The organism is Mycobacterium sp. 1423905.2 (assembly GCF_001673155.1).
Taxonomy (GTDB): domain Bacteria; phylum Actinomycetota; class Actinomycetes; order Mycobacteriales; family Mycobacteriaceae; genus Mycobacterium.
Map to the genome: position 1 here is coordinate 24,731 of NZ_LZLE01000160.1, position 17,280 is coordinate 42,010.

Below are 17,280 nucleotides of genomic sequence, written 5' to 3' on the forward strand. Positions count from 1 at the left end.
AAATGACGCGAAATGTGACGCGCTTATCACGCTGAAATCACACCTGGAAATTCGCTGTGTGACGTCATTCGCTTTGGGCGAAATCGCTGGTGGAACTTAAGCGTAGGTAACTCATGTTTAACCCAATAGCCGACCCGTACAGCGTCGGACACAGCTAACTCACAACGAAGAGTAAGGAGTTATCCATGAGCAACCTTGCCCTATGGACACGATCCGCATGGGACACCGATCGGTGGCTGCGCGACTTCTTCGGTCCGGCTGCATTAGATTGGTACAAGCCGGTGACCAGCGGTTTCACTCCCGCCGCGGAGGTCGTCAAGGACGGGGATGACGCGGTAGTCCGCTTGGAGCTGCCCGGCGTCGACGTGGAGAAGGACGTCAACGTCGAGGTCGACCGGGGTCGCCTGGTCATTCACGGCGAACATCGCGACGAGCACGCCGAAGACCAGGACGGACGCACAGTACGGGAGATCCGCTACGGGTCCTTCCGCCGGTCGTTCCAGCTGCCCGCCAACGTCACCAGCGAGGCCGTCTCGGCTTCCTATGACGCCGGCGTGCTGACCGTCCGCGTCGCGGGTGCGTACGCCGGCACTCAGCCGCAGCGCATCGCCATCACCAAGTAAGTCCACGACATCGAATCGGCGGGACCCGCCGGTCCCGCCGATTCGACGGTTAGCGCCAGCGCGCCAGCAGCTCTTTGGAATACGCCGACAGTGCGTATTGCCAGAACGGCCCGAAACTGATTCGCCCTACACCCAGCCCAGCGAAGGTGGCCGGATCGTCCTGGTCCGGCAGGGCGATGGCGTTGACGGGCAGCGGCAAGGCAGCTGCCAAGCGCCGCAACGTTTCCGGGTCGTGACGGGCCACCGGGTACAAGACGTCGGCGCCGGCTGCGGCGGCTTCTTTCAGCCGCGCCACGGCCCGCTCGAAGCGATCGGGCTCCTCACCGTCCTGGTTGAGGAACAGATCGGTGCGCGCGTTGATCACCACGTGCACACCCGCCGCGTCGGCGGCCGAGCGCAGGGCACCGACCAATTCGGCGTGTTCGGCCGACGACCGCAGCCGGCCGCCTTCGGAGTGCACGGTGTCTTCGATGTTGAGGCCGACGGCGCCGACCTCCAACAACCCGTCGATGAGCCGTTGCGCCGGCAGCCCGTAACCGGATTCGATGTCGACCGACACCGGCACACCGACGGCGGCGGTGATCTGGGCAACGCGTGTCAGGACATCGTCGAACGACATGCCCTCGTTGTCGTTGCGGCCGATCGAGTCGGCCATCGGGTGACTGCCCACGGTGAGGGCGGCGAAGCCGGCGTCGGCCGCCAATCGGGCCGACCAGGCGTCCCATACCGTCGGAAGCACCACCGGATTGCCCGGCTGATGCAGTTCGAGCAAGGTTCGGGCACGTTGAGCGGCCGCTGCTTGACCTGCCCCTGAAGACATACCGACATCGCTTTCTGCCTGGGGCAATCCGGAGTTGCCCGACGGTGGACGGAGACTCTGGATACTATCGAGGGCGTACTGTGATCCGTAACACCTTCAGCCCCAGGGAGCATGCTTTGTCCACCACGACTGAACTCGCCGAACTGCACGACCTGATCGGCGGCCTGCGGCGGTGCGTGACCTCACTGAAGGCGCGGTACGGCGACAACCCGGCGACGCGTCGCATCGTCCTCGACGCCGATCGCATCCTCAGTGACATCCAGTTGCTCGACAGCGACGTCTGCGAACTGGACCTGGCTCGCGCGACCGTGCACCAGTCCGGCGAGAAGATCGCCATCCCAGACACCCAATACGACAGCGACTTCTGGCGCGACGTCGACGACGAGGGTGTCGGAGGTCACAACCGAGCCTGACAGCGACGCCCGCCTCAGTAGGGGGCATTTCTGCTGTGTACCCTTCGACAGACAGCCCTGTTCGAAGAGGAACACTTGATGAGCGCACCCGCGGCGAACCGTCCTGCCTCCGGCGTCTTCTCACCCACGAGAGCCGAGATACCCAAACGGACTCTCCGAGATGACGCGTGGTGGTGGCCACCACTAGTAACGAACCTGGGGTTGTTGGCGTTCATCGTCTATGCAACGACCCGGGCCTTCTGGGGCAGCGCCTACTGGGTGGACAAGTACCACTACTTGACGCCGTTTTACTCACCGTGCGTGAGCGCCTCGTGCGCCCCGGGGGCAAGCCACCTTGGTGTCTGGTTCGGGCACTTCCCGTGGTGGATTCCGTTGGGAGCGCTGGTTTTACCGTTCCTGCTCGGCTTCCGGATCACCTGCTACTACTACCGCAAGGCCTACTACCGGTCGGTGTGGCAGTCGCCGACGGGCTGCGCGGTCCCTGAGCCGCGCGAGCACTACACCGGCGAGACACGCTTCCCGTTGATCATTCAAAACAGCCACCGTTACTTCTTCTACTTCGCGACGGTGGTGTCGCTGATCAACACCTATGACGCGATCATGGCGTTTCACTCTCCCTCCGGTTTCGGATTCGGTTTGGGCAACATCATTTTGGTGGCCAACGTGCTGTTGCTGTGGGCCTACACGGTGTCCTGCCACTCCTGCCGGCACGTGACCGGTGGGCGACTCAAGCATTTCTCCAAACACCCGGTGCGGTACTGGATTTGGACCCAGGTCAGCAAGTTGAACACTCGGCACATGATGTTCGCGTGGATCACGTTGGGCACGCTGTCGCTGACCGACTTCTACGTCATGCTGGTCGCCAGCGGCACCATCACGGACCTGAGATTTGTTGGCGCGTAGGCCAACCGAGTATCAGCAAGATTAAGCAAGCGAGGTTTCATGGTTGAGGTCGAACGGCACTCCTACGATGTCGTCGTGATCGGCGCCGGCGGCGCTGGTTTGCGTGCGGTCATCGAGGCGCGCGAACGCGGTCTCAAGGTCGCCGTGGTGTCCAAATCGCTGTTCGGCAAGGCGCACACAGTCATGGCCGAAGGTGGCTGCGCGGCCGCGATGGGCAACACCAACCCGAAAGACAACTGGAAGACCCACTTCGGTGACACCATGCGGGGCGGGAAGTTCCTGAACAACTGGCGGATGGCCGAACTGCACGCCAAGGAAGCCCCAGACCGGGTTTGGGAGCTGGAGACCTACGGCGCGCTGTTCGACCGCACCAAAGACGGCAAGATCAGTCAGCGCAACTTCGGTGGGCACACCTACCCCCGGTTGGCGCACGTCGGGGACCGCACCGGCCTGGAGCTGATCCGCACCATGCAGCAGAAGATCGTCTCGCTGCAGCAGGAGGATTACGCCGAACTCGGTGACTACGAGGCCCGGATCAAGGTGTTCGCCGAATGCGCGATCACCGAGCTGCTCAAAGACGGTGATGCCATCTCCGGGGCGTTCGGTTACTGGCGGGTGAGCGGCAAATTCGTCTTGTTCGAGGCCCCGGCCGTGGTGCTCGCCACCGGGGGAATCGGCAAGTCGTTCAAGGTGACCTCTAACTCCTGGGAGTACACCGGCGACGGACACGCATTGGCGCTGCGCGCCGGGGCGTCGCTGATCAACATGGAGTTCGTCCAGTTCCACCCGACCGGCATGGTCTGGCCACCCAGTGTCAAAGGGATTCTGGTCACCGAGGGTGTGCGCGGTGACGGCGGCGTGCTGAAGAACTCCGACGGCAAGCGGTTCATGTTCGAGTACATCCCGCCGGTGTTCAAAGGCCAATACGCCGAGACCGAACAAGAAGCCGACGAGTGGCTCAAAGACAACGACTCCGCCCGCCGCACCCCCGACTTGTTGCCTCGCGACGAGGTAGCGCGGGCCATCAACTCCGAAGTCAAGGCCGGCCGCGGCACCCCGCACGGCGGGGTCTACTTGGACATTGCCTCGCGGTTGACCGCGGCGGAGATCAACCGCCGGTTGCCGTCGATGTACCACCAGTTCAAGGAACTGGCCGGAGTGGACATCACCAAGGAGCCGATGGAAGTCGGTCCCACCTGCCACTACGTGATGGGCGGCGTCGAGGTCGACGCCGACACCGGCGCGGCCACCGTGCCCGGGCTCTTCGCGGCCGGCGAGTGCTCCGGAGGCATGCACGGCTCCAACCGGCTCGGCGGTAACTCCCTGTCGGACTTGTTGGTGTTCGGTCGGCGCGCCGGCCTGGGCGCCGCCGACTACGTGCGCGCGCTCGACAACCGTCCCGCCGTGTCCGAGGAGGCCGTGGACGCGGCGGCCAAGATGGCGCTCAAGGCGTTCGAAGGCCCGACGGACGGTTCGGCCCCGGAGAACCCGTACGCGCTGCAGCTTGATCTGCAGCAGGTGATGAATGACCTGGTCGGCATCATCCGTAAAGAGGACGAGATCAATAAGGCGCTGGCCTTGCTCGACGAGCTGTGGAAGCGCTATCAGAACGTCCAGGTCGACGGCGACCGCCCGTACAACCCGGGCTGGAACCTCTCGATCGACCTGCGCAACATGCTGCTGGTCAGCGAATGCGTGGCGCGCGCCGCGCTGGAACGCACCGAGAGCCGCGGCGGGCACACCCGCGACGACCATCCGAGCATGGACGCCAATTGGCGCAAGACCCTGCTGGCCTGCCGGGTGAACAACGCCGACGTGGACGGCCCCCACATCACCATCACGCACCAGTCACAAGTCCCGATGCGACCGGACCTTCTGGAAACGTTTGATATCGCGGAGTTGGAGAAGTACTACACCGACGAAGAGCTGGCCGACCATCCAGGACGGAGAGGCTGATGACCTACAACGCGAGCATGCGCGTGTGGCGCGGCGACCAGAACGGCGGTGAGCTCAAAGAATTCACCGTCGAGGTCAACGAGGGCGAGGTGGTGCTCGACATCATCATCCGTCTGCAACAGACCAAGGCGCCCGACCTGGCGGTGCGCTGGAACTGCAAGGCGGGCAAGTGCGGGTCGTGCTCGGCGGAAATCAACGGCAAACCCCGGCTGATGTGCATGACCCGCATGTCGACCTTCGCCGAAGACGAAGTCGTCACCGTCACCCCGATGCGGACCTTTCCGGTGATCCGCGATCTCGTCACCGACGTCTCGTTCAACTACGAAAAAGCCCGGGAGATACCGGCTTTCGCACCGCCAAAGGAACTGCAGCCGGGTGAGTACCGCATGGCGCAGGTGGACGTGCAGCGCTCGCAGGAGTTCCGCAAGTGCATTGAATGCTTCCTGTGCCAGAACGTCTGCCACGTGGTGCGGGACCACGAGGAGAACAAGCAGGCATTCGCCGGTCCGCGGTTCCTGATGCGGATCGCCGAACTGTCCATGCACCCCCTGGACACGCTGGACCGCCGCAACCAGGCCCAGGACGAGCACGGTTTGGGCTACTGCAACATCACCAAGTGTTGTACCGAGGTATGCCCGGAGAACATCAAGATCACCGACAATGCGTTGATCCCCATGAAAGAACGGGTCGTCGACCGCAAGTACGACCCGATTGTGTGGTTGGGCAACAAGCTGTTCCGGCGCTGAGTTCTACACGCCGAGGCGGCGGAATTCGCTGCGGTGGAACACAATTGGCGCCACGTTGGCGTCGACCGTTACTTCGCTGACCCGTAACACGACGATGGTGTGATCCCCGGCCGGGATCAGTTGCTCGATCGCGCTTTCCAGCCATAAGCCGGTCCCTTTGATGAAGACCGCGCCGCTGTCCCGCGACACCGTCTCCAGGCCGGCGAACCTGTCGCCGGTCTTGGCGGCCAAGGTGCGCGCGGCCTCGTCGTGCGACTCGCCGAGCACGCTGATGCCCAGCATGGGCACGCTCTTGAGCTTGGGCCAGGTGGTCGAGATGTTCTGCACGCAGAAAGACACCAGTGGCGGGTCCAGAGAAACGGGCACAAAGGTGCTGGCCGCCAAGCCCTCCCGCACGCCGTTGACTTCGGCGGCGATGGCCACCACCCCGGAGGGGAAGTGACCGAAGGCTTCACGCAGTGACGAGGGTGTCAGATTGCTATTCGAATTCACCGGACTTCATTCGCCCCTTGTGCCGAGAACGGGATTCTCCTACCCGACATTACCCGGCGCATATCCGTGGGCGCGGGCCACATCGGGGTGTGCGCGCAGCCTGCTCTTCCACGCGTTACGTCCATAGACGGCAAAGATCGGGTCCGACGGATCCGGCGCCGGCACAGCGCGGGCGGCCAACTCGGGCGGTAAGGACAACACCGGCAGACGCGCGTCCAGGCGCGGGTTGAAGAAGTACGCCACGGAGATCCGCTCGCGCGACGAGCTTCGCAGGTCGACCCGATGCTCGGTCGCACGTAGGTAGCCGCCCGTGGCCACCTCGAGCAGCTCGCCGATGTTGACGATGAAGGCGCCGTCCAGCGGGAGCACGTCGAGCCATTCCGATGAGCCACGCGGGCGCACCTGCAGGCCCCTGCTGCCGGGCTCGGCCAGCAGCAGGGTGAGGACACCGGCGTCCTTGTGCGCACCCACGCCCTGGGAGCTGGCGGCCGCGGCGGGATACCGGATGATCTTGATCAGGGTCGCCGGGGTGCCGGCGAAGGCCGGTTCGAAGATGTCAGGACGACTGCCCAGCGAAGCCGCCCAGTGGGCGAGCAGGGTGCGAGACACTGCCGAAAGCGCCGCGTCCCACTCGGTGATGATTCCCGGCAACTCGGGCAGGGCCGCCGGCCATTGATTGGGCCCCTGCAGCCATAGGTAGTCGGAGTGGCCGGGCCCGCCGATCGGCGGGCGCTCCGGCCCGATATCGAGTTGCTCCCGCCAGTCCACTTCGCCGCGGGTGAGCTCACCACCGAGCCGGGTGTAGCCCCGGAAGTGGGGACTGCGGACCATCGCCACCGCGTCCTTCTCGGCTTGCGACAAGGCGAACAGCCGACGGGCTGCGTCGAGCACTGTGGCGATCAGTTCTGGTGACACCGCATGTCCGACGAGGTAGCAAAATCCCACCCGGTGCGCGGCCGTCCGAAGGCTTTCGCGCAGTTCGCCTGGCGGGTGACGCAGGTCTACTACGGGCAGCGTCGTGACCCTGCGCACACTGCTCATTGCCTCATCATCGTCGCAGGTGAGCGGGTATACCAGGGCTGCGATCAGCACTATCCCAACCAGTTGGTTAGTTAGACAGTGAAATATAGCTCACACTGACTTGCGTTGAAGTTACCGGTCGGTATATTTTAACGGTGTTACTGGTGGGTAACTTAGCCCGAGTACCCAACCGTCAGTGGCATTCTCAACGAGGAGGAACGTAGTGAGCCACTACAAGAGCAACGTCCGCGACCAGGTGTTCAACCTGTTCGAAGTGTTGGGCGTTGACAAGGCCTTAGGTGCTGGCGAGTTCAGCGATCTGGACGTCGACACAGCCCGCGAAATGCTCTCCGAAGTCAGCCGCCTGGCTGAAGGTCCCATCGCGGAATCGTTCACCGAGGGTGACCGCAACCCGCCGGTGTTCGACCCCGAGACCCACTCGGTGAGCCTGCCCGACTCCTTCAAGAAGTCGGTCCAGTCCGTGCTGGACGCCGGCTGGGACAAGGCTGGAATCGACGAGGCACTGGGCGGCATGCCGATGCCCAAGGCGCTGGTCTGGGCGCTGCACGAGCACATCCTCGGCGCCAACCCGGCGGTGTGGATGTACGCCGGCGGCGCTGGCTTCGCCAACATCCTCTACCACCTCGGTACCGAGGAGCAGAAGAAGTGGGCGGTGCTCGCCGCCGAGCGGCAGTGGGGTTCGACCATGGTGCTGACCGAGCCGGACGCCGGCTCGGACGTCGGCGCCGGCCGGACCAAGGCCGTTCGCCAAGAGGACGGCTCCTGGCACATCGACGGGGTCAAGCGGTTCATCACCTCTGCGGACTCCGACGACCTGTTCGAAAACATCTTCCACCTGGTGCTGGCCCGCCCGGAGGGCGCCGGCCCCGGTACCAAGGGGCTGTCGCTGTTCTTCGTGCCCAAGTTCTTGTTCGACTTCGAGAGCGGCGAGCTGGGCGAGCGCAACGGCGTGTTCGTCACCAATGTCGAGCACAAGATGGGCCTGAAGGTTTCGGCCACCTGTGAGCTGTCCTTCGGCCAGCACGGTGTGCCGGCCAAGGGCTGGTTGGTCGGCGAGGTGCACAACGGCATCGCGCAGATGTTCGAGGTCATTGAGCAGGCCCGGATGATGGTGGGCACCAAGGCGATCGCGACGCTGTCCACCGGTTACCTCAACGCGCTGGCCTACGCCAAGGAGCGTGTGCAGGGTGCCGACCTGACCCAGATGACGGACAAGACCGCGCCGCGGGTGACCATTACTCACCACCCGGACGTGCGTCGTTCGCTGATGACCCAGAAGGCCTACGCCGAGGGTCTGCGCGCGCTGTACATCTACACCTCGACCTTCCAGGACACCTCGGTGGCCGAGGCGGTGCACGGAATCGAGCCCGGCCTGGCGGTCAGGATCAACGACCTGCTGCTGCCGGTGGTCAAGGGTGTCGGCTCGGAGCAGGCTTACGCCAAGCTGACCGAAAGCCTGCAGACCTTCGGTGGTTCGGGCTTCCTGCAGGACTACCCGATCGAGCAGTACATCCGTGACGCCAAGATCGACTCGCTGTACGAAGGCACCACCGCCATCCAGGCGCAGGACTTCTTCTTCCGCAAGATCGTTCGGGACAAGGGTGTGGCACTGGCGCACGTGTCCGGCCAGATCCAGGAGTTCGTCGACAGTGAGGCCGGCAACGGGCGGCTGAAGAGCGAGCGTGCGCTGCTGGCCAAGGCGCTCACCGACGTCCAGTCGATGGCGGCCACCCTGACCGGCTACCTGATGGCCGCGCAGGAGGACGTCACCAGCCTGTACAAGGTGGGCCTGGGTTCGGTGCGCTTCTTGATGAGCGTCGGTGACCTGGTCATCGGCTGGTTGTTGCAGCGCCAGGCCGCGGTGGCCGTGGAAGCGCTGGACGCCGGCGCCACCGGTGCCGAGCGGTCCTTCTACGAGGGCAAGGTCGCGGTGGCGTCCTTCTTCGCGAAGAATTTCCTGCCGCTGTTGACCAGCACTCGCGAGGTGATCGAGACGCTGGACAACGACATCATGGAGCTCGACGAGGCCGCGTTCTAAACGGCAAAACCAGAAACCCCGCTTCCCGCCGGAAGCGGGGTTTCTGTATTGCGGCGCCGCGTCGCTGAACCCAGGCCGCCAGATCTGACCGGTCCCTTGAGTGCGAAAATCCCCCGCCGGCTAAGCGGGGGATCTCGCTATGGTGGCGCGTCCCAAAAAGACCGCCGCTGGATCCCCTCACTCCAGCGGCGGCCCTTTTCGTTCGCCCGTCTCCGCTGACCGGCGGTCGATCCAGGGATTGCCCCGCGTTGCCGTCGGGGTCGGGGGGTCAGACCACAACACGGGGCTATCCGTGCCAACGGGTACCCACAAGCCCGCGTCACAAACCACCGCCGGCGAACTCCATCGGCGTTATTCGGCGGAACTCAGGCCTCCAGGATGGCCGCCACGCCTTGACCCCCGGCCGCGCAGATGGAGATCAATCCGCGCACCGTTGTGCCGTCGTTCTGCTGGGCCTTCTTCTCGGCGATCTGCTTGGCCAGCTGGGCCAGGATCCGCCCACCGGTGGCCGCGAACGGATGCCCCGCAGCCAGCGACGACCCGTTGACGTTGAGCTTGGAGCGATCGATCGAGCCCAGCGCGGCGTCTAAGCCCAGCCGCTCCTTGCAGTACTCCTCGGATTCCCAGGCTTGCAGGTGGGCCAGCACCACCGACGCAAAGGCTTCGTGGATCTCGTAGAAGTCGAAGTCCTGCAGGTTGAGCCCGTTACGCGCCAACAGCCGCGGCACCGCGTAGGTGGGGGCCATCAGCAGGCCGTCGGCGCCGTTGACGTAGTCCACCGCGGCGGTCTCGGCGTCCACGAAGTAGGCCAACGGGGTCAGGGAATGCTCGGCCGCCCACTCTTCGGTGGACAGCAGCGCCACCGACGCGCCGTCAGTCAGCGGTGTGGAGTTGCCCGCGGTCATCGTGGCATCGCCGTTCTTGACGCCGAAGACGGGCTTGAGCTTGGCCAGTTTCTCCACGCTGGCGTCGGGGCGCAGGTTGTCATCGCGATAGACGCCCAGGAACGGCGTCACCAGGTCGTCGAAGAAGCCCCGGTCGTAGGCAGCCGCCATGTTGTGGTGGCTGGCCACCGCGAGCTCGTCCTGATCGACGCGCTTGATGCCCATCTGCTTGGCAGTGATGGCGGCGTGCTCACCCATCGACAGCCCGGTCCGCGGCTCGCTGTTGGCCGGAATGTCCAGGCCCAGGTTGGCGGGCAGGGTGCCGACCAGCTTGAGCCGCTCGACGTTGGACTTCGCCCGGCGCAGCTTGAGCAGCGTCCGGCGCAGGTCCTCGCCCAGCCCGATCGGCGCGTCGGAGGTGGTGTCCACACCACCGGCGGCGGCTACCTCGTAGCGGCCCCCGGCAATGCCGTCGGCCGCGGCGATCGCGGCCTGCAGGCCGGTGCCGCAGGCTTGCTGAATGTCGAACGCCGGGGTGTAAGAGGACAGGGCCGAACCCAGCACGCACTCGCGCACCAGGTTGAAGTCACGGCTGTGCTTGAGCACGGCGCCGCCGATCACCGCGCCCAATCGCTCACCGGACAGCCCGAATCGGTCGATCAGGCCGGCGAGTGCGGCGGTGAACATGTCTTGGTTGGACGCTTCGGCGTAGGCGCGGTCGGATCGGCCGAACGGAATCCGGTTGCCGCCGAGCACGGCTACCCGACGTCTGCCGTTGGAACCCGTCTGAGAAGCTTGGGCGTTCGGCGCAGAACTTGCAGGGGCCACGTTTGTCTCCGTAGTCGGTGGTAGGGGTCGGTTTGGGGTACCCGTCTTGACGGCAATATTACCCACTGTCCTTACTCTGAAGTAAGTTCGTCCCCGGTACGTGCCCCTCCCCCGGCCCGCTCGACATGGAAGGCAGCTCAGTGGCCCCCAAGACCTCGCCCGATCTGTTCTCGCAGGTGGTGAACTCCGGCCCCGGATCGTTCCTGGCCAAGCAACTCGGCGTACCCAAGCCCGAACCGCTGCGCCGGTACAACCCCGGTGACCCGCCGCTGGCCGGGTCGCTGCTGATCGGCGGAGAGGGCAGAGTCGTCGAACCGCTGCGCACAGCTCTGGATGGGGACTACGACCTGGTCGGCAACAACCTGGGCGGCCGGTGGGCCGACACGTTCGCTGGCCTGGTCTACGACGCCACCGGCATCACGACGCCGGCCGAGCTCAAGGGCCTGCACGAGTTCTTCACTCCCCTGCTGCGCAACCTCACCCGGTGCGCGCGGGTGGTGGTGGTGGGAACCACCCCCGAAGCGGCCGGCAGCGCCGACGAGCGCATTGCCCAGCGCGCGCTGGAAGGCTTCACCCGCTCCCTGGCCAAGGAACTGCGCAACGGCAGCACCGTCTCGCTGGTGTACCTGTCACCGGAAGCCAAACCGGCCGCCACCGGCCTGGAATCGACGATGCGGTTCATCCTGTCGGGCAAGTCGGCGTACGTCGACGGCCAGGTGTTCCACGTGGGCGCGGCCGACTCCACACCACCGGCCGACTGGGACCGTCCGCTGGACGGCAAGGTCGCCATCGTGACCGGCGCCGCCCGCGGTATCGGCGCGACGATCGCCAAGGTCTTCGCCCGCGACGGCGCCCGAGTGGTGGCCATCGACGTGGAGTCCGCCGAAGAGGCGCTGGCCGAGACCGCCAGCAACGTCGGCGGCACCCCGCTGTGGCTGGATGTCACCGCGGCGGACGCCGTCGACAAGATCACCGAGCACCTGCGCGACCACCACGGCGGCCGGGCCGACATCCTGGTCAACAACGCCGGCATCACTCGCGACAAGCTGCTGGTCAACATGGACGACGCCCGCTGGGACTCCGTCCTGGCCGTGAACCTGCTTGCCCCGCAACGGCTCACCGAAGGCCTGGTCGACAACGGCACCATCGGCGAAGGCGGCCGGGTGATCGGCCTGTCGTCGATGGCCGGTATCTCCGGCAACCGCGGTCAGACCAACTACGCCACCACCAAGGCCGGGATGATCGGCCTGACCCAGGCGTTGGCGCCGGTGCTCGGCGAAAAGGGCATCACCATCAACGCCGTCGCGCCGGGATTCATCGAGACCCAGATGACCGCCGCCATCCCGCTGGCCACCCGCGAGGTCGGCCGCAGGCTGAACTCGCTACTGCAGGGCGGCCAACCGGTCGACGTCGCCGAGACCATCGCCTACCTGGCCAGCCCGGCGTCGAATGCCGTCACCGGCAACGTCATCCGGGTGTGCGGCCAAGCCATGATGGGCGCGTGATCGTAATGAACCAACCCAGCGGCTTGCGCAATATGCTGCGCGCGGCGGCCGGGGCGCTTCCCGTGGTGCCCCGCAACGACAAGCTGCCCAACCGGACGGTCAGCGTCGAGGAATTGCCCATCGACCAGTCGAATGTGGCGGCGTATGCGGCGGTCACCGGTCTGCGCTTCGGCAACGACGTGCCGCTGACCTACCCATTCGCGTTGACCTTTCCGACCATGATGTCACTGGTGACCGGGTTCGACTTCCCTTTCGCCGCAATGGGTTCGGTTCACATGGAAAACCACATCACCCAGTACCGGCCGATCAAGGTCACCGACACCGTCGGCGTCAAGGTGCATGCCGAGAACCTGCGCGAGCATCGCAAGGGCCTGCTCGTCGACCTGGTCACCGATGTCAACGTCGGCAATGACACCGCCTGGCATCAAGTGACCACCTTCCTGCACCAGCAGCGCACCAGCCTGTCCGACGAGCCCAAACCGCCGCCGGCGAAACAACCCAAGCTGCCTCCACCGAGCACTCTGCTGAAGATCACCCCGGCCCGCATCCGGCGCTACGCCTCGGTCAGCGGCGACCACAACCCGATTCACACCAACCCGGTGGCCGCGAAACTGTTCGGCTTCCCGACCGTCATCGCCCACGGAATGTTCAGCGCTGCAGCGGTATTGGCCAATATCGAGGCCCGCTTCCCGGACGCGGTGCGGTACTCGGTGCGGTTCGCCAAACCGGTGGTGTTGCCGGCGTCGGCGGGCCTGTACGTGGAGGAAAAGGGCGGTGGGAATTGGGAGATCGCGCTGCGCCACGCCGCCAAGGGATACCCGCACCTGACCGGAACGGTCAGCCCGCTATAGCGTCCGCGCGCGCCGCTGGGTGAACGTCTGAAGCCCGTGTGCCGCAGCGGCGGTGACAGCGAAGACGAGCAACAGCCAAACCGGCGGCCGGGCCAGCTCCCAGACGAACAAGGCCGCCCACAGAGGTGAACCTTGCGTCACCGCAAGCACTCCGGCGGCCCCGGCCAGCGACACCGCGGCCACGTGCAGGTGAGTGCCCGCGACGGCGTTGACGGTCAGGATCAACAACGATCCGGCCGCCGCACCGGTGGCCAGTGACGGGGTGAGCATGCCCCCCGCACCCCCGGCGCGCAGAAACAGCGCCGTCAGAAGCGGTTTGAGGACCAGTATTACCGCGGCCGCCGACAACGTCATGCCGCTGGCCAGGCTGACCGACAAAATGCTCTTGCCGTTGCCGGGCAATTCGGGCCACCAATGCGAGCACACGCCGGTCACTAGCCCGGCGCCGGCCAGCGCGGGCACCAACAGCCAACTGCGCACCAGCCGCTTGGGCTGGGCGGCCGCCATGACGCGGTGGAACGCCCACCCGGCCGCGAAGGCCAACGGGGCCAGCAGCAACCCGTGCGCGGTGAGCAAATAGGTCGATTCGACGCTGGGCCAATCCAATTCGGGACGGTCGTGGGTGAGCGGGGAGCCGACGGCGACGGCCAGGCTCGAGCTGAGCAGCGCCGCACCGACCGCGCGGGGTTGCCAGGTGTGCAGCATGATCCGCAGCGTGAACAGCGCGCCGCCCAGGGGCACCGCATAGACGGCGCCCAGACCGGCTCCGGCCGCGCAGGCGAGTAAAACCTCGCGGTCGGCGGGTGACATCCGCTTGAGCCAACCTGTCGCGAAATCGGCTAGGGCGGCGGCCAATTGGCGCGGGGCGCCTTCCCGACCCAACGACGCACCCGAGCCCACCAGCACCACCTGCAGCACGGCGTCCAGACTCCACGACACCCGCGGGATACGTTGCCGACGAGCGATGGTCGCCGCCAAGGGAGGGACGTCGGCGCGGCGACGCAACAGCCACCAGCCCAGCCCGGCCAGCGCCCCGCCGATCATCGGGCCGACGGCCCGGCGCACCGGGCTGCTGCCGGTGATGCCATCCAGCAGCGGGCCGAAAGTGTAGTGGTACGTGAGGTGTTCGACCAAGCGCAGCACCGCGGTCGTCGACAGTCCGGCGACCCCGGCCAGCAATCCGGCGACGATTACCGCGCAGAAGAAGTCGAGATTGCGGGAGGCGGGCGATCCGGCCACCGCACGAATCTAGCCTGTCGCGACGTTGGGTCCTAGATCCCGATCGGCCGGTGCACCCTTCAGACCGCGCCAGAACAAGTTGATCATCAGTCCGGCGGCCTCGTCGACGTCGGTGTCACCGGTGCTCAGCCGGTTGGCGATCGCCTCACCGGCGCCCACGAGTGCCACGGCCATCATTTCGTTCTCGGCATCGGGGCGGGGGCTGCGGGTGCCGGCTCGGACCAGCCCCGCCACCAGTTCGATGATCTGCTCGCGGCCTTCACGCACCGTCGCGGCGAACGCCTGGGAGCTGGTGGCCTGGGTGTACATCACGATCCACGACGCGCGGTTCTCGTCGATGTAGCGCAAGAACGAACCGATCGTGTTGCGCAGCATCTCTTGTGGGCTGTCGTTGAAGTCGATGTCGGCGCGGATCGCGTCGATGAACCGGGTCATTTCCCGATTCAGGCAGGCGCCGAACAGATCCTCTTTGGAGCCGTAGTAGAGATACAGCATCGGCTTGGAGATCTGCGCGGCCGCCGCGATCGTGTCCATCGACGTCTCGTGATAGCCGTTGACCGAGAACATCTGCACGGCGGCGTCGAGCATCTGCTGCTCGCGCACGGCACGCGGTAATCGCTTGCTACCACCTGCCATGGTCGGTGCGCCTCTCTCCCCGTTCAGCTGACTCCAGGGTAAGCAATGCGCCTTCCGGGCACACGCGCTAGCGGCCGCACGTGGGGCTGACGTTCTTCATCCTGGCCACCCGGACCAGCGACGCGTCGACGGCCGGCGCCGGCAGATCCCCGGCGTTGACGGCCTGCTCCAGCCGGTCCAACACGGCAGGAACCTCTTTGGTGGTGACCCACAAGGCGATGTCGGTGCCGGCCTGCAGGGTGCGCAGCACCGCCTCGGTGACCCCGAACCGGTCGGAGATGGCGGCCATGCTGGACAGGTCGTCGCTGAACACCGGGCCGTCGAATGCCGGCCCGCCGTAGCCGGTTCCGGTGCGCAGTAAGTCGACCGCGGCCTTGCTCAGGCTGGCCGGATCGCTACCGGTGAGTCCGGGCACCTCCATGTGACCGATCATCACCGCGACCGGCGGCTGGGTGACCAGGGTCCGGTAGGGCACCAGGTCGTCGGCCACCAGATCGCTCAGCGGCGGGGTGCTGACTCCACCGGTGTGCGAGTCGCCGGACCCGTGACCATGGCCGGGGAAGTGTTTGAGCACCGGCAGCACGCCGGCTTCGCGCAGCCCCTGCGCGTAGGCACCGGCGTAGGCGGTGACGGTGTCTGGATTCGAGCCGAACGACCGGTCCCCGATCACGCTGTCGGCCGGGGCGTCGGTGACGTCGACCACGGGGGCGAAGTCGACGGTGATGCCCAGGTTCTTCATCTGCCGGCCGCGCTGTAGGGCCAGGTCGTGCACCTGGGGCGGGGTTTGAGTCTGGCTGAGCTCACGGGGCGTGGGCCCCCTGCCGTTGAGCAACGACCGCAACCGTGACACCCGGCCGCCCTCTTCGTCGACGCCGACCGCCAATGGCAGCGGACCTGCGCCGCGGGCGATGTCGGACAGCGGGCCGGGCAACATCGACAGGTCGGTGTCGCTGCCTATCAGGATGCCGCCGACGTGGAAGTCGTTGACGACGGCCTTGGCGTCGGCGGCGTCGCGCACGCCGACCATGAGCAACTGCGCCAGCTTGTCCCGCAGATTGGGGATGGCCGCCGGAACGGCCGTCGGATCGGCGCACACCGTCGGCGCCGGGGCGGCCGCGGGGGCCGGCGTGGTGGGCGACGGGCTGGACCCGGTCGAGGAGGCGCCGGGCCGGGTGCCGCCGTGGCTGCACCCTGCGATCAGCACCGATGCGGCGGCGAGCAGCGCCAAGGTGCGCGGAGACGGCATCCGGACATGCTTGCACGGGAACGGCCGGCCAGCCGATCCGGGGCGTTGGCTGCCGCGCGCTTATCGCGTCGGGAAGCGGCGAGGGGGTCTTCTGCTAGGTTGGCGCTATGAACCGGATCGTCGCTCCCGCCGCAGCGAGCGTGGTGGTTGGTCTGTTGCTTGGCGCGGCCGCGATCTTCGGAATCACCTTGATGGTGCAACAGGACACGAAGCCGCCACTCCCCGGGGGCGATCCGTCGTCGTCAGTGCTTAACCGGGTCGAGTACGGCAACCGTAGCTAGTCCGACAACGCGGGAATCTCCCGCGGAAACGGCATCGAATGCGTGGGTAGCGCCGCTGTCTCGGCGGTGGTTGCTGCTGGTCTCCGCCGTCGCGCTGGTCCTGACGTTCGCCCAGTCGCCCGGACAGATCTCCCCCGACACCAAGCTCGACCTGACCGCCAACCCGCTGCGCTTCCTGGCCCGCGCGACCAATCTGTGGAGCAGCGACCTGCCGTTCGGCCAGTCGCAGAATCAGGCCTACGGCTACCTGTTTCCGCACGGCACCTTTTTCCTGGTCGGTCACGCGCTGGGCCTGCCGGGCTGGGTCACCCAGCGGCTGTGGTGGGCGTTGCTGCTGACGGTCGGATTCTGGGGGCTGTTGCGGGTCGCCGAAGCGCTGGGCATCGGCAGCCCGTCGTCGCGGGTGCTGGGCGCGGCGGCGTTCGCGTTGTCGCCGCGGGTGCTCACCACGCTGGGTTCGATCTCGTCGGAGACCTTGCCGATGATGCTGGCGCCGTGGGTGCTGCTGCCGACGATTCTCGCGCTGCGCGGGACGACGGACCGGTCGGTGCGCGCCCTGGCCGGCCAGGCCGGATTGGCCGTGGCGTTGATGGGTGCGGTCAACGCCATCGCGACGCTGGCGGGTTGTTTGCCCGCGGTGATCTGGTGGGCGTGTCACCAGCCGAATCGGCGGTGGTGGCGGTACACCGCGTGGTGGCTGCTGGCGTTGACGTTGGCGGTGCTGTGGTGGGTGGTGGCGTTGGCCATGCTGCGCGGGGTCAGTCCGCCGTTTCTGGAT

The 17,280-nt window shown here is 66.2% G+C and carries 17 protein-coding genes; 10 read left to right on the plus strand and 7 right to left on the minus strand.

The features are described from left to right. The first annotated feature begins 185 nt into the window (after positions 1-185). On the plus strand, positions 186-623 hold the full coding sequence (locus tag A9W95_RS09095; RefSeq protein WP_067411060.1) for an Hsp20/alpha crystallin family protein: 438 nt from the start codon (positions 186-188) through the stop codon (positions 621-623). A gap of 49 nt (positions 624-672) precedes the next feature. Here A9W95_RS09095 and A9W95_RS09100 read toward each other — a convergent pair whose 3' ends face one another. Next, positions 673-1,443, minus strand: coding sequence for an isocitrate lyase/phosphoenolpyruvate mutase family protein (locus A9W95_RS09100; RefSeq protein ID WP_067411062.1), 771 nt, complete (start codon positions 1,441-1,443; stop codon positions 673-675). A 116-nt stretch (positions 1,444-1,559) separates the two neighbouring features. Here A9W95_RS09100 and A9W95_RS09105 point away from each other — a divergent pair, with 116 nt between their 5' ends. The 4 genes from A9W95_RS09105 to A9W95_RS09120 all read left to right on the plus strand — a co-directional run bounded on the left by A9W95_RS09105 (position 1,560) and on the right by A9W95_RS09120 (position 5,461). Then, positions 1,560-1,856: a hypothetical protein gene (locus A9W95_RS09105; RefSeq protein ID WP_067411065.1), complete on the plus strand. Its 297-nt coding sequence runs from the start codon at positions 1,560-1,562 to the stop codon at positions 1,854-1,856. A 78-nt stretch (positions 1,857-1,934) separates the two neighbouring features. After that, positions 1,935-2,759: a hypothetical protein gene (locus A9W95_RS09110; RefSeq protein WP_067411068.1), complete on the plus strand. Its 825-nt coding sequence runs from the start codon at positions 1,935-1,937 to the stop codon at positions 2,757-2,759. Between the two features lie 39 nt (positions 2,760-2,798). Next, on the plus strand, positions 2,799-4,715 hold the full coding sequence (locus A9W95_RS09115) for a fumarate reductase/succinate dehydrogenase flavoprotein subunit (RefSeq protein ID WP_067411070.1): 1,917 nt from the start codon (positions 2,799-2,801) through the stop codon (positions 4,713-4,715). Next, positions 4,715-5,461, plus strand: a complete 747-nt coding sequence (locus A9W95_RS09120) for a succinate dehydrogenase/fumarate reductase iron-sulfur subunit (protein ID WP_067411073.1) — start codon at positions 4,715-4,717, stop codon at positions 5,459-5,461. Before A9W95_RS09115 ends, A9W95_RS09120 begins: the two co-directional genes overlap by 1 nt. A 3-nt stretch (positions 5,462-5,464) precedes the next feature. On the opposite strand, the gene A9W95_RS09125 is transcribed toward A9W95_RS09120, so the two are convergent. Together A9W95_RS09125 and A9W95_RS09130 are read right to left on the minus strand one after the other, a co-directional pair. After that, positions 5,465-5,953, minus strand: coding sequence for a flavin reductase family protein (locus tag A9W95_RS09125; RefSeq protein ID WP_067411076.1), 489 nt, complete (start codon positions 5,951-5,953; stop codon positions 5,465-5,467). A gap of 39 nt (positions 5,954-5,992) precedes the next feature. Then, on the minus strand, positions 5,993-6,994 hold the full coding sequence (locus A9W95_RS09130) for an isopenicillin N synthase family oxygenase (RefSeq protein ID WP_067411107.1): 1,002 nt from the start codon (positions 6,992-6,994) through the stop codon (positions 5,993-5,995). A 202-nt stretch (positions 6,995-7,196) separates the two neighbouring features. Between A9W95_RS09130 and A9W95_RS09135 the strand changes: the two genes are divergently transcribed. Beyond that, positions 7,197-9,032: an acyl-CoA dehydrogenase gene (locus A9W95_RS09135; protein ID WP_067411078.1), complete on the plus strand. Its 1,836-nt coding sequence runs from the start codon at positions 7,197-7,199 to the stop codon at positions 9,030-9,032. A gap of 365 nt (positions 9,033-9,397) precedes the next feature. Here A9W95_RS09135 and A9W95_RS09140 read toward each other — a convergent pair whose 3' ends face one another. Beyond that, positions 9,398-10,744 carry an acetyl-CoA C-acetyltransferase gene (locus A9W95_RS09140; protein WP_067411081.1) on the minus strand — a complete coding sequence of 449 codons (1,347 nt, stop codon included), beginning with the start codon at positions 10,742-10,744 and terminating at the stop codon, positions 9,398-9,400. 140 nt (positions 10,745-10,884) lie between these two features. Between A9W95_RS09140 and A9W95_RS09145 the strand changes: the two genes are divergently transcribed. Both A9W95_RS09145 and A9W95_RS09150 read left to right on the plus strand, forming a co-directional pair. Beyond that, positions 10,885-12,249, plus strand: coding sequence for a 3-oxoacyl-ACP reductase (locus A9W95_RS09145; protein WP_067411110.1), 1,365 nt, complete (start codon positions 10,885-10,887; stop codon positions 12,247-12,249). A gap of 5 nt (positions 12,250-12,254) precedes the next feature. Then, positions 12,255-13,100, plus strand: coding sequence for a MaoC/PaaZ C-terminal domain-containing protein (locus tag A9W95_RS09150; protein ID WP_067411084.1), 846 nt, complete (start codon positions 12,255-12,257; stop codon positions 13,098-13,100). Here the strand turns inward: A9W95_RS09150 and A9W95_RS09155 are convergent. From A9W95_RS09155 to A9W95_RS09165, 3 genes are all read right to left on the minus strand, one after another. Continuing rightward, positions 13,095-14,339, minus strand: coding sequence for a chloride channel protein (locus tag A9W95_RS09155; protein WP_067411086.1), 1,245 nt, complete (start codon positions 14,337-14,339; stop codon positions 13,095-13,097). The two genes, A9W95_RS09150 and A9W95_RS09155, sit on opposite strands and share 6 nt — an antisense overlap. Positions 14,340-14,348: 9 nt before the next feature. Continuing rightward, complete coding sequence (locus A9W95_RS09160; RefSeq protein ID WP_067411089.1) at positions 14,349-14,975, minus strand: TetR/AcrR family transcriptional regulator; 627 nt, start codon at positions 14,973-14,975, stop codon at positions 14,349-14,351. Between the two features lie 67 nt (positions 14,976-15,042). Further along, positions 15,043-16,221: a glycoside hydrolase family 3 N-terminal domain-containing protein gene (locus A9W95_RS09165; RefSeq protein ID WP_067411092.1), complete on the minus strand. Its 1,179-nt coding sequence runs from the start codon at positions 16,219-16,221 to the stop codon at positions 15,043-15,045. A 107-nt stretch (positions 16,222-16,328) separates the two neighbouring features. Here A9W95_RS09165 and A9W95_RS09170 point away from each other — a divergent pair, with 107 nt between their 5' ends. Together A9W95_RS09170 and A9W95_RS09175 are read left to right on the plus strand one after the other, a co-directional pair. Further along, a complete protein-coding gene (locus tag A9W95_RS09170) occupies positions 16,329-16,502 on the plus strand; it encodes a DUF2613 domain-containing protein (protein ID WP_023369784.1) in 174 nt (57 codons plus the stop codon). A 55-nt stretch (positions 16,503-16,557) separates the two neighbouring features. Next, a partial coding sequence (locus A9W95_RS09175) for an alpha-(1->3)-arabinofuranosyltransferase family protein (RefSeq protein WP_156746088.1) occupies positions 16,558-17,280 on the plus strand: 723 nt, incomplete at its 3' end.